Genomic DNA, 17,131 nt, shown 5'->3' with positions numbered 1-17,131 from the left:
CCACAATTCTCTTCTCTGCCAACCTCTTTTTAAATACCTTCAAACCTTTCTCAAACCATTTCAAACGCTTTTTCAAACCTGAAACTTTCTCAAACGCCTTCAAACCTGAAACTACCCTCAAACCAATTTTAGAAACTCAGTTTCACGCCTACGTTGTACCCCCGAACCAGCGGATATTTTCCGTAATCTACACCGGGGGTGAGATTTGCTCCGTTGTTGTAATCTACTTCGGGATTGTAGCCTTTGTATTTTGTGAGGGTAAAGGCGTTGTCCACCGATACGTACAGACGGGCATTGCTCAAGCCTTTGTCACTGAGCCACTTCGAAGGCAGACTATAGCCTAGCATTACGTTGGTACAACGCAGGTACGAGCCATCCTGCAAATAGAAGGTCGAGAGCCGCGTACTGTTACTTTGCGTACCGCCCCGGGAAGCCCGGAATATTTTGCCGTTGCCCGGCTCGGCCTCCGAGCGATACCGTTCCTTCACGATGGAATACTGGTTGCCGGAGCCCTCCATGTTGAAGAGGTAATAGTCCTGTCCATCGAGTACTTCATTTCCGTAGGAACCGTTGAAGGAAGACGAGAAATCAAAGTTTTTGTAGCTGGCCGTCAGGGCGAAACCGTAGATAAACTTCGGATAAGGCGAGCCAATCACCCGCTTGTCGGCATCATTCACTACGCCATCACCGTTGACGTCTTCAAAGTACAAATCGCCCGGTTGCAGGGGGTTACTGGAAGCGGTAGAACGGGCCGGACCTTTCAGTTGATACCCGGCCGGGAACGACTGCGTGGCGGAATTATAGTTAGCATTGTCGATGGCCAGATTTTCCATATCCGATTCGCGGACCATGCCTTTCACCTTAAAGCCGTAGAACATCCCAATGGGCTGACCCTCCTGCGTAATGTGCGTTAGGTATGACCGCTCGGCACCATTCGTAATGATGGTACTGGCTCCACCCATGTTCAGTACCTTGTTGCGGTTCAAGGAGAAGTTTCCACTCAGGTTCAGTTTAAAATCAGGGGTTGAGATCACCCGACCATCGAGTTGCAGATCTAATCCTTTATTTTCCACGCGGGAATCACGAAGGTTGGTCAGGATGGTGGAAGCTCCGGAGATGGCCGAAATGGGCTGATTGAACAGCAGGTTAAACGAGCGACTGATGTAGTAGTTGGCAATCACAAAAAGTCGGTTGTTGAACAGTCCCGCATCGACACCAAAGTTAAATTGCGAAGTCGATTCCCAACCCAGTCGCTGATCACGAATCCCGTTGGTCCAGACAGCCGTTTCGATGGCATTGCCCCCGAATACGGCTCCCCCCGGACTTGCCATCACTTGCTGGTAGTTGTAGTTACCAATATTGTTATTGCCACTTAAACCCCAGCTAGCCCGTAGTTTGAGCGAAGAGTTTTGTCCCAGAAAATCATTGTAGAAATTCTCCTTAGAAAGATTCCAGCCCGCTGATACAGAAGGGAAAGTGCCCCATTTGTTAAGGGGACCAAAGCGAGAAGAACCATCCCGGCGGAAGGAAGCCGAAAGGTAGTACTTCTCATCAAAGTTATAACCCACCCGAGCCAAGTACGAAAGCAGAGTCCAGGTGTATTTCTGCGTACCCAGGTCACCGCCGACATTTAACAGAAAGTTGGTTGGATCAGCTCCTTTCCCGGTAATTTCCTTGATGCGATCATTTTGAAAACCCCGGGCTGAAACGCTAATGATATCACTTTCAAACTTCTGAGCCGTATACCCCGCCAACGCGTCGAGGCTGTGTTTACCAAACTGACGGTTATAATGTAGCGTGTATTCAGCGAGTCGATCTACCTGAGCAATGGTACGGGCCGTAGCCGTGGCGGCGGCAATGGCCTGAGCCGAACCTGGAGCGTTGTTTCCGCTACTCAGGCTGGTGGGGAGATAGTACTCGTACTTTTCGTTGTAGTTCTGCATACCCAGGTTAATCCGGGCCGATAAGCCCGGCAGCAGATCGTAGGTGGCGTTTCCGTTGTAAGTACTCCGCGAGCCCCGGCGACGAATAATCGTTTCCATCGCTACCGCAACGGGGTTTTCGACTGTCTGATAAGCGTACAGGGGCCCTTGGGAAGAAGATTCAAATTTGGACAATGTACCATCGTCGTTGTAAGCCCGGAAGTACGGAGCATAGATTAAAGCCCCCAGAATCGGCCCTTTATCAAAACGGCCTTCCTCTACTTCTCGATTGGTATTGGAAGTCAGGGCCAGGTTTGCTCCAATCTTCAGACGTTTGTTTACCTGAGCATCCAGATTGGCCCGCAGGTTCATCCGTTCCTGTTTGGTACTCACAATGATCCCTTCCTGATTCAGATAACCGCCACTCAAAGCATAACGAACATCCTTGGTACCACCCGAGAAGCTCAGGTTATGCCGCTGTACGGAAGCCGTGCGGTAGAGTTCATCCTGCCAATCGGTATTGTACTTCGGTTTGATCATTGTCTGAGTAGCGAAGTCATAGATTTCCACTGGGATGCTCACGCTACTGGCGTTTCCCACCCGGGCAATCCGCGTCGCGTTGTTATCGGAAAACATGGCGTCGTTCCAGGTTTGCCCCGAATTGCGAACCAGATCACGGTACGAGTTATTGTGGCCGTCAATGTGCAGTTGAGCGAATTCCTCGGCGTTCAGCAGATCTACTTTTTTGCTGAGCTGATTCAGGCCAAACTGGTAATCGTAATCCAGGCGGCCCTTGCCTTCTTTGCCTCGTTTGGTGGTAATCAGTACAACGCCACCGGCCGCCCGTGAACCATAAATAGCCGCCGAAGCCGCATCCTTCAGGATGTCAATCGACTCAATATCATTGGGATTGATGAAGACATCGGGTCCCGCCGGGTAACCATCAATGACATACAGCGGATCCGCACTGGCATTGATGGAGCCGACACCCCGTACCCGAATTTTGGTACTGACGTAGGGAGCCCCACTCACCTGCGAAATCTGAACGCCGGCTACTTTCCCAACCAGAGCTTGTCCAACCGTGGGCGTAGAAAGGTTCAGTTCCTTGGCTTTTACACTGGAAATGGCCCCGGTCACATCGCTTTTACGAACGGTTTGATAACCCACGGCCACTACTTCGTTGAGCTGACTGGCGGATTCCTGCAACTGTACATCAAGAACTTGACGATTGCCCACTACTACTTCCTGAGAGACGTAGCCAATGAAGGAGAACACCAGCGTACTGCCCTCTTCCACTTCGAGGGTATACTTCCCCGTGGCATCCGTAATGGTACCGCGGGTGGTACCTTTGCTGCTCACGGTTACGCCCGAGAGGGCTTCTCCTTTTTCATCACGAACAATGCCTGTGATTTTGACCAGAGCCCGCGAGGAGCTTGGCCGTGGCTCGGGTGTTCGGGAGAAAGCATCGCTGGTAGTTGCCAGAACCACCAACAGGCAAAGCGGACTCAGGAGCGTCGCCGCTTTACGCAAGGGAAAAGATACACGTTTCTGCATGTATAGTGTAGTAGTTGAATGTGCTGAAAACAGGCCATAGCCAGCGGTTCTGATTCAAGAGAACCAGAGGACTTTAGCTAGCTCAAAGGGTTGGTTAGTAAGAAAAATGGCGGATACTAGTAGTCGAACGTTACCCAGTGAACGTTCTCTTGTTTGGATGAAGTCACCAGAATTACTTCTCCGTTACGGGTTAAGGTAAACCCTTCCAGTTCATCGGATTTATCAAAGTCTATTACTTTCAACACGCGTTCTTTTCCCTGAGCAAGGGATTGATTCAAATCCAGAAAAGTCAATCGCCAGCGACGGCCCACAATCTGATTTTGAATCAATACCAGAATATTTTTATCCGGGATGAAATGGAGATTCTGTACCCAAGGAGAACAGGTGAATTTTTTGTAGAGAATACCTGGTTCTGAGGTTTTTGAGGCTGCCGCCAGGGCCTGGGGATCATACAACCGGACTTCATTGGCCTTATTCCCGTAATCAGCCGTGGCTACGTACCAGCGGCCCTCATACTGTACGTACTCAGGACGAGTCCCCTGAATGCAGGCATCATCTTCAATGGTATGGATGAGATTTCCCTGGAGGGTTCCGCTCTGGAGTAAGCCGGCCCAGTTTACCTGATAGATAACGGCTTTCCATTGCGTTCCTTCGGGATTAAGTCGAATGCTGTTTCCGATGAATACCGGTTTTCCGGCCTGATAGGCGATGCCCGTTGGGTGATTGATCAGGTCTTTGGAATCGATGCTTAGCTGTACTTCTTTCTGCGTATACTGAAGTTCGTTGTCTTTTAAAATATATTCCCGAATGATTCCCACCTCCCGATCGCCGTAGAGGTACACGTTTCCATCGATATAATTTACCCCCTGCCCTGCTCCCAGCGAATCAATGGTCATTGATTTCTGAATCTGCACTGACTGCCCGCAGGCCGCGAATGCTCCCTGTATCATCAAAACCAAACTCAATACCTTCTTCATTGCTGCAAAATAAATGCGGCTAGATTATCCTAAAACCACGCGAATGTTATCTAATTATGAAGCTAAGAGCTGATTAAAACTGATATTGAATTATCCGTACGAACTTTTGTTTTTTTATTTCTATACGTACTAAAGATGATGGCATTTATACAAAACAGGGCAGGCTCCGGGAAATCAATCGCCCGGAGCCTGCCTTTGGTAAAACTAGAATGTACCTTAAATCAGTTGTAAGTGCGGACGGATCTGGATAGAAACGACGTCGCAGCGAAGCGGTTGGGTCAGGATATAATGAACGGAAACCGCAATGTCTTCTGCTCTCAACATTTCTCCCGTTTTCTGTTTTTCGCGTTCTTCTTCGGGCGTAGTGGGCTGCATGTCCGAACCTACCGCTCCGGGTTCAATCAGACTTATCTTGATACCGAGTTTATTGACTTCTTTCCGTAAACTTTCGGCAAACCCCTGGATGGCTGCTTTAGTAGCCACGTATACAGAACTGCCTTCCTCCCGTACATCCGCACTCATCGAGCCAATCAATACGATGTGACCTTTTTGCTGAAGCTTCATGCGATTTAGGGCTTCTTTTGTCGTAGCTAGATAGCCCATCAGATTGGTTTCGATGACGTACCGCCACTCTTCATCGGGCATTTCATCAATGGAACCCGCTGCCAAAGCTGCCGCGTTAATCAGAATATCAAGTCCGCCCAGCTGCTGATCTACCTGCCCGAATACCTTTTTGATGTCATCCGGCTTCGCTGCGTCGGCGATGATGCCATCAGCTTTTCCGCCAGCTTCCCGAATGGCCGCTAGTGTTTCGTCCAGTTGCTCCTGGTGGCGTCCAAAAGTGAAAAGTGTAGCTCCGTAGGAGCCGAGTAAAATTCCAATCGCCCGACCGATACCCGTTGTACCGCCCGTTAACAGAATACGTTTTCCTTCCAGGCTTTCTACCTGGGTGTGTGCTTGCGTAGCTTGTTGCATTGTTAAAAATTATCTAACGTGAGTAAATAGAATTTGACCTTACGAACGTGACCACTCCAGCCGTATTTGCTGGTCACCCTGCACTATAAATTCCTGATACTGGCGGGCTTCGTCCTGTGGTGGTATGGGCTCATCCGTTGTTGCATCGAAGAGTTGAATAAGTGGTAACGATTTACCCAGAGCGATTACCCGAACCCGACACGTAAACTCAGCCACTCCACCCAAGCGGAATAACGCATATCCTTGCTTTGGGCCGAGGATGTCGTATTCGGCGTGGTAAATGGGGTACTCGCAAAACAGCATCACCGGCATCGGGTCAAAACGCTTATACGCATACGTAGTCAGGATATAGGGCATGGCTCCTCCGTATACTTCCTGGCCTACCGAACCCGCTTTTTTTAGGCCCGTCGGAATGTCCTCCAGTGGAATGGGCAATTTCGGAGCAATGTGCCCCTCCCGCGGTTCTTCACTGATCATGTCAGGGGGTAATTCCGTTGGGAAATAATATCTTCCCCGGTGCAACAGATACTTGAAGTACTCACTGGAAATCTGCCGGATGGGAGCCGGCACATCACTACCCAATTCCTTCAGGTAATTGAGTACGGTAGCAAAAATTTCGGCTTCTTCATAAGCGGCTAGGTACTCGGCATCCCGCAAGGGAGCGACGCCCAAAAAGGTACTCCGGTATTTACCCAGGCCAATGCTACACTCCCAAACCCACATACGGGCAATGAGGTTAGCAATGCTGAGTTTACTTAACTTATAGTACAAGTGATTACCGGTGAGTTTCCACAACTTCACCAGGGTCAAAGCACTCATCATGGTAATGTTGGACTGGTACAGCAGGTCGAAGCCTTTGCCGATTAGTTTTTCGGCTGAACGGATTGCTTCGTCCAGATATAAGGTATCCCGGGTCATTTCATACGCCTGAAGCATGATGTGGCAGTAAAGTCCGGGCGTATCCAGCTCACCTCCCCTACCTTCACTGGTTTCTGCTTTGAGTACTTTCAGGCTCTCGGCATGATAAAATACGGGCCACTCGTACTTGAAATGATGAGCCGCATTCCTAACGTATTGGAGCGATTTCAGGAACAGCTCCTTTGCCTGCATATCGCCATGTTCGGCCAACCGGGCCAGATTCATGAGGATATGAACCAGGTACCAGGAATCGATTTTATCCGGGTCTTCCTCTTCACTCAATTCCTCCTTTTTAAACGTTTCGCCGGGCAACCAGCGAACAATTGTTTCCTTTTGTTCATCGTAAAAAGAAGGAATGCTTTGTCGGAGTTTCTCCAGTAGTTCTATGGGCTCGCCCAGCCACTGCTGGTATTCCCAGAGCGGCACCAAAATCGCCAGTTGCACCATACTTTCGGGAGGCTTGTCCGTAGAACCTACGTAGGCGTTGACATAAAATTTATTATGGATCTGCCTGCCACATTCGCCGGCTTTGGTTAACGCATCAATAGTTCGCTGGGAGGCTTTGGGCCAGTCGTAGTACGCCGTTTCGGGTTTTTGTAAGTGAGGATAAACTAGTCCAATCGCCTCCAAAAACTGGTCCGCTCCCTCGAATTCATCCGTAGGAATAATTTCATTTAAATACAGAAATGCATCGCTTAGCGTAATTTTCTTTTCCGCGGGTAAAGGCTGTTCGGCCGCGGGTAAGCTAAAACCCAGCTCCGGCCACTGAGCCGATACACAGCCACTGGGTTCGGTTTGCGTTAGATATCCATATTCATTTAGAGAAGTTAAGTTTTGGAAGTAAAAAAAACTACCTTCCAGCGGTTCCGTGACCGAAGCATACACCAGACCCGCCGTAGGTCCGCTTTGTTTGATATACATCTTACCCGCAGTTTCCATGGGGTCATTGTCGGCGTTAAGGAAATAGATATCCCGGGGAAAGCCCTGTACGGTAAACGCTTGCCGGGGTGTCAGTCGGGTGGTATACCGCAACAAGCCGGATTCGTAAATTTCCAGGTTAATACTGAAAAGTCCCAGTGAACCTTCTACCTCCCATTCAGCCGATTGTTTATTCTTCTTGTGGTTGCGTACGTTACCCGTCAGGTGCTGATCATAACAGGTACGGATAGCCAGTTTTCCTTTATTCGGAAATTCGTAGAATAACCAGAACGAATGGTCATCCAAGGCCGTCTGTAGCTTTCCCTGGGCCCAACGAAAAGTCGTGGCTTCTATGCTCGCCTGCTTCAGTTGTTCTTTCACCCCTAACGCCCACTGTGAAACCTGTTCGGTACGAACAAAGGGCTGCCCAAAAGCATTTTTGTCAGTAGTCAGCATAGTTTATATACTTGCTTATGTAATTACAAAAAAGTGGGGATCGGTATACATTGTAAAAAAAACATTCCTTCGAAGGGGAAGTTCTACCGGAATTCGATAAACGTTTGAAGCTGAACGGAAAGGCCGGAACGCATGGGTAAGGCGTATACCTGATGAAGCTATACGTCAAAAGTACTGTGGATCGTTTTGGGCTAAACGATCCACAGTTTTCTGAGTCGAGATAGACCTACGGTTCGATCAACTGTTTGTTAACTGAAATGAGTGTTTACTTCAAAATCTTCCGGCATCTGGTTTTGAAAGATGAGTAGCACCTCCGTACCTCCCCTTTCTTGGGAAAGCACCGTGAGTCGGATTTTTAATAACTGACTTAAATCTTTAAGGATAATCAATCCCAGACCCAATTGCGGCGGTAGTTCCTTACTTGCCTCTTCTAAACTACGCGATTGGGGCTGATTGATCCAGTTTACTAAAGTTAAAGGCATGCCAGGGCCCGTATCGCGAATGGACAAATGAGTTTCGGACTCCATCTCCTGAGCTTTTATCGTTACGTAGCCATTTTTAGTAATGCGGATTGCGTTATCTAATAAGTTATGAATAATGATGGCTAGTAATTCGGGGTTACTGGTCACGCTCAAGGCATTCGCCACACGATTTACCACGGTTGTACTATTTTTACGGGCACTATCCCGGAAGAATGAAATTTTATTCGTGACCAGCTCGTGAAGATTCACCGGTTGCAAGGATACGCTTCCCGACTGCTTCATTTGGGGTTTTACGTACTCCAGTAAATTATTGATCAATTGTTGAATTCGAAAGGTCGAATCATAGATTCCCTTAGTCATTTCCAACATTGTAGGGGAAGTTCCTTCTTTCTGAAAATGCTGATAGACGAGCTGATTCAAGTCGACGACGTACCTTAAGGGAGCTTTTACATCATGACTTATGGCCGCAATGATATGATCCTGAATGAATTTTCGCCAGAGCAATTCCTGCTGTGAGTTTTCTACGAGGGCGAGCATTTGTTTGAGTTCACTCGTTCGTTCGGAAATGACGGCTTCCAGCTTCCGGTTTTTATTCTTTAAGTACGAAGATCGAAGTTCAATCATTCCGTACACGCATAACATTGCGATGACTCCAATGATTATCAAAAATGCCGTACGCAAATACCAAGGCTTTTGAATGATTACCGTAAGGTGGCAAACCGAGTAATTATCGTTTCCGAAACCATTCGTAAGCCGAACGGATAGCTTGTACGTACCGGGACTTAAGTGCGTAAGTTGAAAGGTTCGATTAACGCTATTGAGCTCATTCCAACTGTTTGCTTTTTCATCATCGGCGGTAAACGCGTAGGACAGGCGTAGGTTATTGACATTACCAAAGTATGGCGTAGTAACGTAAATGGTTAAGGGTGTATGATTGGGGGGTAGTACAAGGGTATCCGAAGACAGAAATTGCGTAGCTCCATCCAGGCTTATACGATCAATGAGTACTTTCTGCTCCGGTAGTTCCGGCTTAATCTTTTCCGGTTCAAACCACACCAATCCATTTAAAGTAGGTAAGGAAAAATACCGATCTTGTACGCGTAAACCACAGGGTTCACAGCCACCGTTGAATTCATTGATACGAAAACCGTGCTCTTTGGTATAATGATGGTAATAAATAGTTCCGTCGCTTTTTCCTTCAGCAAACCGAAGCAAGTCCTCCTTAGCCGCCTGGAATAAGCCTTTATTAGTAGTAATCCAGAGATAGCCCTTACGGTCTTCCATCATGCAATGGGCCTGGGCCATATAACGATGCGGATCTAGGGGTAGGTGTGTCACTTTTGTTCCCTGAATCAGATAAATACCATTTTCAGCAGTGCTAACCCATACTTCACCGATTTTGGAAGTGTGTAAACTTCGAATATATATCTGATCAAATGCTGGTACCCAAGTCACCTTGCGGGCAGAGCCTTGAATATTAAAAAGTCCAGCGTAGGTCCCTACCCATAACTTATCGGCATTTTCGTATAGAAAGTAGGAGACGCGTACCTTAGGCATTTTGAGGTAAAGCTGGGGAGCTTGCTGCTGTTCATCTACCTGGAAAATACCCTGCCCATCAACGCCAATCCAGAGGGGTCCTTGATCACCCTGATAGATACAGGAAATGTGCCCAGGAAGCTGCCACTGCTGCAGTAGACGGTCGCCAGTTGCATTGAATTTATAAAGTTTATTTTCGCTGGTAGTCCAGATATTCTGATGGCGATCGAGGGCCATCATATACCGATCAAATTTAGTTTGAGCAAGAGCGGTCAAGTACTTACGTACGGTTCGCTGGTGATTGGGCCGCATGACCACCCCCTTATTCGTTACTACACTCGAATCCTGAAATCGAGACTGGGCATAGAATACATTCGTCTGACCACCTTCCTTCAGGTACAGGGTTTGAAAATCCATTCGGGTACATACGTATAGCCCTTGACTTAAGCTTCCCAAAAAAACCCGTTTATATACTGAATCATAATATACACTAGCAATGTTGACTTGTGAGAAATCAAAGTCTTTTAAAATTAGCTCGGTTTTTAAAGCATCCGTCGTTTGGCTCAGTTGGTACAGACAACCCTCCAAATACAGGAAGGCCTGATCCGCTGCATTGTTCCAGTAGAGTTGTATAGTAGGCTTTGACGTTTTATACGAAGGATTAAGAAGAATATCTCCCGTTAACGGAAAAAGGCGTGGTTGTTCTTCGCTAACCCGTTTCATCTTTCCATCAGGCCGAAACTCGAATAAACTAGTACCCAGCCGGAATAGGTGCTTGAAATTGCTGAATTCCCTTTTGAAACTACACGCTTTTTTGCCCTGTACATATGCATCCAGGGTAGTATGTGTACACAGAAAAAAACTACTATTCTTTATAGGAATCAGATACTTGCGAACAGTGTCTAACATGAAATAATTATCCGGTAATCCCGTAGAAATGCTCAGCGGGAAAGAGGGTAATTGGGGTTTGAGATGGGGTTGATAGTAGGTCTGCTTGGGATACGTTTTACCGTTCTTAATTTTTATAAACTCGTTTTTTTCATTGATGGCATATAAACTTTTCCCCTCGGCAGAAAGATCTGGATACAATGACTTAAAACGTTGGCTATGCGTATGAAGGGACGTGTAAAATTGTTTCCCGTCAAATCGTACTAGCCCGGCTTCCGTCGTTAGCCAAAGAAACCCTTCAGCATCCCGAGCAATGCTTTTTACGCTGTTTTGAGGCAGACCATTATCGTCTGTATACTGTTCGATGTGAAAGGTTTGAGCATAACCCGGTAAGCCTACCAATACGCCACAGCTAATCAGCCAAACTGTAAGTATTCTTGATACCATGAAAGTAGGTAAAAAGCTTGACCAGCTACTCTGAGGTTTTCAGAGTAGCTGGTCAAGCTTCGTAAACAAAAAGTCTATACTGCTACGGAAGGCGTACTTTGAAGTACTCGCATGGTTTCGAGTAAGGAGACGATACTGTTGACCCCTAACTTACTAAAAACCCGATTTTTGACCGTGCTGATGGTGGATATATGTAGGTTGAGCTGCCGTCCAATATCAGCGGGGCCATAGCCCTTTACCAGGTAGTGTAAAACTTCCTTTTCGCGATCTGATAGATTTTCCAAAGGATTGTTATGGACTTCCTCGGCCTGATGGAGCAGTTTGTCAATACTAACCTGCCGCATTTGAGGACTTAAATATTTCTCATTATTAAATACTGTTTTAACCGCCAGCAGTACCTCTTCTTGAGCAGCGTGCTTGGAGATATAACCTTTTGCACCCGCTTTCAGACAGGGTAAAGCGTAAACTTTTTCATCATAGGCCGAAAAAACCAGTATGCGAGCTTGCTGTTGTTTGTAAAGAAAAGTTTCCAGCATTTTGATTGAATTACCCCCCGGCACATTCAAATCTAGTACTAGCATATAAATGGGCAATGTGCTAAAGTAGTGCAAGGCTTGCTCATAATCACTACAGAGGTAAACGTTCAATTTAGGAAAGTTAGATTCTAATAAGTACTTGATTCCTAAACCTACGACGGGGTGATCTTCGCAAATGAGGACATTTTTCATAGAATAATTGGACTCGAAAAAGTTTGGTATTGAAAAGTATTAAGACTCAAGAATCTCCGTTTTCGAAGACCTGGGTGTGGGAAAGTAATCGGTTGGTTCTGCCTCGCGTAAGCGGTTCCTATACTATATAGCATGTTCATAAACAGATTCTCTCAATCTTTAAGATTGATACTATCCCGACAAATTGCTAGATGAATGCGGAGTATGAAATGAAAGTATATTTCAAATCTCTAGCAGGCCAACATTAGAAATGAACGTAAACTGTTTTACTAACAGATGGTGTATCTGATATATAAATAGGCAATGTGTAGCAAGGAGCAGAAAATTGCTTGAAAAGCATAAAGGCGGCATGATAATTGATCGTTAATACTGTTAAAAAAATCTGCTTAAGTGTGATTCTGATAAGCGGCTCTCTCTAACGAAATTAAGTAAGCAATTGATAATATTAGCCTATAAAATGCTGAAGTGGGCAAAAAACCGACTGAAGAGGACAGTCATGGAAAATTATTTTTCTGATTACAACTAGTTTTTCAGCCATTGTAAAAATTCAGATGCTCTGGCTTTACTAACTACAACGGGTTGAGGAGTAGGTACGGTTAATTTTACGGTCAATTTTCGGGTAAAACTACGTTCTACGTGCTGTACTTTTCGCTGTGGAATGATGTATTGTCGATTAGCCCGGTAAAAATCACGCTCAGGCAGTAGTAAAGCAAGTTCATCTAATGTTTCACGGATCTCATACTGCTGGGAATCCGTGTGAATGTAAGCGACATGGTTATGTGTATATATATAATTGATCGCCGTAGGCTCGATAGGAATTAACTTATCACGAAAGTGAACGAATATATTCTTTGGGCGACTCATGTCTTCGAGAAAAGACTGATGCGAAAAAACATTTTTCAGCCTTTCTACCTTTTCCAAACTTCGCTGTAGCTTTTCTTCTTCAATGGGTTTTAGTAAATAATCAATGCCATTCGCTTCAAAGGCTTCCAAAGCGAATTCATCGTAAGCGGTGCAGAAGATTACGGGAGACTTTACTTCTATCTCTTTAAAGAGATGGAAGACTTTACCGTCGGATAAGATTATATCAGCAAAAATAAGATCTGGTGCATCATGAGTGGACAGCCAAGTACGTGCTTCTTCAATGGACGGCAGGATAGCACAAACGTGAAGGTCGCTCCTCAGGTTTTCCAAAGATTGTTTCAATTCATTCGCCGCTTTCCGTTCATCTTCTAAAATCAATAAATTCATGGTATTTAATCAGGACTAATAGGATAACTAGAGTTGCCATTATTGCTAAATCATGTATCAGCTGATAGGAAGGATCGTAATTTCCTATACATTTTGATTCAATTATTCGAAAACAGATCCTCGAATTCTGACAAAACCTAGTTCGGAAATTTTAGCTCAGCTAATCACATAATAGATAGCTAAGTACTATTAAATGTTAAACTTTGATATTTTTTCAAACTAACAAAACTACAATTTCTTGAGTAATTATTGTACAAACTTATACGTATATAAGAACTAGCTTTACTATAAAAAAAAGATACACTGAAACAAATACTAAATATCTTACGCATTTTATAGTAGTAATTATGATATTTAATGACATATATTAATTGCTTAATATCATCAAATGAGCATTACTTCTTAAGTACAAAATGTATTTGTAGTATTAATACTACAAAATAAATCAATAATTACTACAACACAATTCTACATCACGTTATTAGATGAATTCTGAGCATATTTTGATGAAGGCTATGGGCATCGAGCTAGCTACTACATCGTACATTTCTTACTCATTGAGCCTTACTTAAGCATCTTGATCATTTGTTAGGTCAATTATTTTAGAGGAATATTATTCTTAACTACATTTATTAAGTGTAGTTAAAAAAGAGTTGCCTGTAAACTAACAGGCAACTCTTTAAAATGATTAATGAAAACACTTTTTATTTAAAATCTTCTATCAAAATATGAGGTTAATACCTGAGTAAATTAAATAATACTTATGGATTAAATTATTTTATTACTTAATTAATATTTAAAGTTTAAATCGTTTAATTTACTGCAAATCACACCACTTGATAAGCAACTATTTAATAAGGATATTTACTAAATACAATCTTACATATTACTACCTAATGTATACTTAGAGAAGAATTAACAATTCGTTGATTATAAATATTAAAGTCATTCAAGTTTTGTATTATAAGTTTAAGCGTTTAAAATAAGTATAGATTAGCGTATTAATCCAATGCTACACAAATAATAAAGGGCAACAGGCAAACAGTGCTTTATTAACTGAACTATAAGGCAGGGCTCGAACCTGCGACCTTCCGGCCCATCGGCACGGATGTTCTAACCGAAGGATCACTGTTTTACGGCACCTTTAAAGGTGGAGAAGGGTAATAAGCTCGGGGCAAAAATCTGCTCTACCTACTGAGCTACCTGGCTGACCAGAGCCGGATTCGAACCGGCGACACGAAGCAACGCCGCGATACGACACCTTCTTTTCTTGTTAACGGGTGGGTTGTAATGATTCAGGAGTAACCAGCAATTCGGGTGGGTGACCTTTCAGAGGATTCGAACCTACCTACTGACCTGGTCAATAGGCTCACTCTCAGTAGATTCCATACGAAGTAACCCGTTTCTACGACATCCTTAAAACTAGTTTTTGCTACCAAGTCAGTAACACCTTCGGCTTTGTAAAGCTGCATTTTTAATACCAGCCGGTATCCATTCAGGCATAAAACATGGATTTTATTTGAACACTATAATTCGTTAGAACTCTATCCAATTTTGCCTGAGTTGAACTACCTCCTGGCGTAATGCTCTCAAAACGATATAAATAAGCTTTAATGCCTTGTATGATCTTTTGTTTATCTTCTTCCTTTATTTCTTCTTTTTCCGTTTGCTGTCTTTTTCTTTCCAGACTAGCCTTTGCAAGTTTGATCACCTCAGATTCAGTATTAAACTGCTTGAAGAGATCGTCGATCAAAAGCTCTGGCACTACTTGCCGGCTGGCTAATTCCGCGGACAGAAGACCCCGCATGCAGTAAAACGCTACTTTATACGTAAACTTCTGATCGCTTTCCAGCTTGTAAAAGTGACTCTTAGCCAACGAGTGGTAATGATAGTAAAGAGCTTTAAAATTGATATTTTCGCTAACTTCACTACGAAATGTATCCCAATCAGGTAGTTCATTCCAATACATCAGATCGGCTCGCACCCACTCAAAAACTGTAGGGTTACTTTTTTGTAACAATCCAAACATCTTATCCAGATCGTATGATACAAAATCCAGTTCTCCATCCATTACCTCCCATACATCCCGCTGTTTCTTAAAATCGAAGTAATTTGTTTTGGCCGGAAGGTGAAAACCTCGCACATCAAAGTCACTATCGGGACTGGCAATCCCCCAAAGCCGACTCCCACTTTCAATGTAAAAAAGCGGAATTTCGCTTTTGTCCATAAAAAGGCTAGCGATTCTATCTTTCATATAAAAGCATTTAGAAAAGTAACGAACGGATTTCAAGTTCAATAACGATATTGAAAGGAGCGACGGGCGAATCGGGAGCGGGGTATCGCAAAGAGGACTCGAACCTCCATCCTGACCGAAGTCATAATGCCCCCCCCTACATGCTGCGAAGTATCCCGATGCTACGGCATCCTTTGGGCTGGGCTTCTAAAACTTAGCCCGTACCGTACTAAGCACAGTTAGGTGTGAAAACCTTACCGTTAAGCGTTATTAAAATCAATAATTCATAATCATTTCCAGAATTGACTCACCCTTTTCAAGGGCTTCCAGTACCCCGAAGATTTTATCACTCCAGCCCGCAATCAGGTATACATCATTCCGGAGGACTTGTAGGGGCGTTTTGCCGTAACCACTTAAGTCAAACAAATACAGACGGGCTGAAGGGTGAATCTCCTGTTTATACTTCCCCCACAGCTTACTTAGCTGATCGCTCCCTGAGCCGCTGTTCCAGAGCTGCAAATCCGTGAAAAACATGATTTTATCCATTTTCTGGCGGCGGTCTATCAGTTCTTTTAATACTAGATAACCATTAGTAGCATAGCCTACCTCTCCCTCTCGTTTATAGAATTCATGCACATTGGCGAGGATTCGATTTTTAGGAACCTGAATTCGCTTCCAGCTATCGCCGAACATTCCAACCTGTACATTCCTGCAACGGGATTGTAACAGCATAGCTAGCATCAAACCAATATCGTAAAGTAAGATACTGGACTGCGGTGAAACAGGCTTCTGCATCGAGCCCGATACGTCGCAGGCTAACAGTACGCGGGTATGTTCATCGAAACCCTGAATCCGACGGGCACTTTGAACTACGGCCTTTTCCAATCCGTCCAAAACCTCTCCTACGTACCCTTGACCACTGAAAACTTTTCCAATCCAGCCTTCCTGCTTAGGACGTTTCATTTCCGTTCCCTGTAACTCACGATAAGCGGCTAAATAGCGGAAGGGAAACTGCTTCGACCGGGCGACCTGTTCAGGCGAGGCTAAAGTATTGACGGCTTTTTTCAGATGTGCATACGAGACCCCGGCTTCGAACACATTTCGCAGGTTTCGCAGCAAAGCCATGTACCCCAGTTTGTTACTATCGATCAGTTCTTCCCACTTTTGCTGAAAGGCAGCCTCTTTTTCTGTGGCTAATTTAAACTTTTGCTGCCCCAACGCTGACAATTCGGTTTCCCAGGTATAGGGTACAGGTAATGTGTTGGTTACAATCTGATTGAAAATTTCCTGTTGAGCTAGATTTTTAGCTTTGGGATGAACTAAAAACAAGGCATCCCGCAGTTTGATAGCCGTATTTCGATTGTATTTAGCAAATTGATACGCATCAAATTGGTTAAATGCCGAAGCCAGCCCTTTTTGCAGTTGCTTAGATAACCGATTGAGTTTTTTCAAACCGGTTCGTTCGTTTAGAGCCTGATAGCAGGCCAGCAGCTCCGTAATTTCATCGGCACGGGCAATGACCCGCTCCGTCATTCGGGCGACGAGGTCATCCCCGGAGTGAATACGGGCCAATTCTGCCAGTAGTACCAGAGGAGCCGAACGCAGATACATCTCATGCCGGGCGTAAATGGCCAGTTTTGCTACAAAACCCGGATCATTCTGAGCAATCAGATTGCGTATCCGGATGAGTCGCTCATCATTGGGCTCGTAAAAGGTATCATTCAAAGACCAGGTTACTACGGTTGAATACAACTCCAGAGCTGGATTCATGCGGTAGGCTTTCGCTCCTTCATGGTTCAGGATCGGCTGACTTTGTTGAGGCGTTGTATTGAATTTCATAACTGTC

9 protein-coding genes and 1 tRNA gene are annotated in these 17,131 nt (G+C 44.8%); all 10 read right to left on the bottom strand.

All coding sequences use genetic code 11. The features are described 5' to 3' along the window. Positions 1–128 precede the first annotated feature (128 nt). The 10 genes from C5O19_RS15820 to C5O19_RS15780 all read right to left on the bottom strand — a co-directional run bounded on the left by C5O19_RS15820 (position 129) and on the right by C5O19_RS15780 (position 17,124). Positions 129–3,476: a SusC/RagA family TonB-linked outer membrane protein gene (locus C5O19_RS15820; RefSeq protein WP_104714342.1), complete on the bottom strand. Its 3,348-nt coding sequence runs from the start codon at positions 3,474–3,476 to the stop codon at positions 129–131. A gap of 116 nt (positions 3,477–3,592) precedes the next feature. Then, positions 3,593–4,453: a hypothetical protein gene (locus C5O19_RS15815; protein WP_104714340.1), complete on the bottom strand. Its 861-nt coding sequence runs from the start codon at positions 4,451–4,453 to the stop codon at positions 3,593–3,595. Between the two features lie 216 nt (positions 4,454–4,669). After that, complete coding sequence (locus C5O19_RS15810; RefSeq protein ID WP_104714339.1) at positions 4,670–5,428, bottom strand: SDR family oxidoreductase; 759 nt, start codon at positions 5,426–5,428, stop codon at positions 4,670–4,672. Between the two features lie 39 nt (positions 5,429–5,467). Then, the gene (locus C5O19_RS15805; RefSeq protein ID WP_104714337.1) at positions 5,468–7,720 is read right to left on the bottom strand and encodes a glycoside hydrolase family 88 protein; all 2,253 of its coding nucleotides are present in this window, start codon (positions 7,718–7,720) and stop codon (positions 5,468–5,470) included. 248 nt (positions 7,721–7,968) lie between these two features. Further along, on the bottom strand, positions 7,969–11,073 hold the full coding sequence (locus C5O19_RS15800; protein WP_104714334.1) for a sensor histidine kinase: 3,105 nt from the start codon (positions 11,071–11,073) through the stop codon (positions 7,969–7,971). Between the two features lie 74 nt (positions 11,074–11,147). Beyond that, positions 11,148–11,801 carry a response regulator transcription factor gene (locus C5O19_RS15795; RefSeq protein WP_104714332.1) on the bottom strand — a complete coding sequence of 218 codons (654 nt, stop codon included), beginning with the start codon at positions 11,799–11,801 and terminating at the stop codon, positions 11,148–11,150. Between the two features lie 522 nt (positions 11,802–12,323). Then, a complete protein-coding gene (locus C5O19_RS15790; protein WP_104714330.1) occupies positions 12,324–13,052 on the bottom strand; it encodes a LytR/AlgR family response regulator transcription factor in 729 nt (242 codons plus the stop codon). A 1,204-nt stretch (positions 13,053–14,256) separates the two neighbouring features. After that, positions 14,257–14,415: transfer RNA gene (locus C5O19_RS26055), tRNA-Ser, on the bottom strand. A 132-nt stretch (positions 14,416–14,547) separates the two neighbouring features. Further along, on the bottom strand, positions 14,548–15,306 hold the full coding sequence (locus C5O19_RS15785) for a nucleotidyltransferase domain-containing protein (protein WP_104714328.1): 759 nt from the start codon (positions 15,304–15,306) through the stop codon (positions 14,548–14,550). Between the two features lie 255 nt (positions 15,307–15,561). Next, positions 15,562–17,124: a TROVE domain-containing protein gene (locus C5O19_RS15780; RefSeq protein WP_104714325.1), complete on the bottom strand. Its 1,563-nt coding sequence runs from the start codon at positions 17,122–17,124 to the stop codon at positions 15,562–15,564. Positions 17,125–17,131: the final 7 nt, after the last annotated feature.

Source organism: Siphonobacter curvatus (assembly GCF_002943425.1).
In the GTDB taxonomy this organism is placed as follows: Bacteria; Bacteroidota; Bacteroidia; order Cytophagales; family Spirosomataceae; genus Siphonobacter; species Siphonobacter curvatus.
This window is presented reverse-complemented; position numbering and strand designations above follow the sequence as displayed.

Bases quoted from the DNA above. Each gene is read 5' to 3' on its own strand.
- C5O19_RS15780 (WP_104714325.1), bottom strand. From the start codon at position 17,124: ATGAAATTCAATACAACGCCTCAACAAAGTCAGCCGATCCTGAACCAT.
- C5O19_RS15820 (WP_104714342.1), bottom strand. From the start codon at position 3,476: ATGCAGAAACGTGTATCTTTTCCCTTGCGTAAAGCGGCGACGCTCCTG.
- C5O19_RS15790 (WP_104714330.1), bottom strand. From the start codon at position 13,052: ATGAATTTATTGATTTTAGAAGATGAACGGAAAGCGGCGAATGAATTG.
- C5O19_RS15805 (WP_104714337.1), bottom strand. From the start codon at position 7,720: ATGCTGACTACTGACAAAAATGCTTTTGGGCAGCCCTTTGTTCGTACC.
- C5O19_RS15800 (WP_104714334.1), bottom strand. From the start codon at position 11,073: ATGGTATCAAGAATACTTACAGTTTGGCTGATTAGCTGTGGCGTATTG.
- C5O19_RS15815 (WP_104714340.1), bottom strand. From the start codon at position 4,453: ATGAAGAAGGTATTGAGTTTGGTTTTGATGATACAGGGAGCATTCGCG.
- C5O19_RS15810 (WP_104714339.1), bottom strand. From the start codon at position 5,428: ATGCAACAAGCTACGCAAGCACACACCCAGGTAGAAAGCCTGGAAGGA.
- C5O19_RS15785 (WP_104714328.1), bottom strand. From the start codon at position 15,306: ATGAAAGATAGAATCGCTAGCCTTTTTATGGACAAAAGCGAAATTCCG.
- C5O19_RS15795 (WP_104714332.1), bottom strand. From the start codon at position 11,801: ATGAAAAATGTCCTCATTTGCGAAGATCACCCCGTCGTAGGTTTAGGA.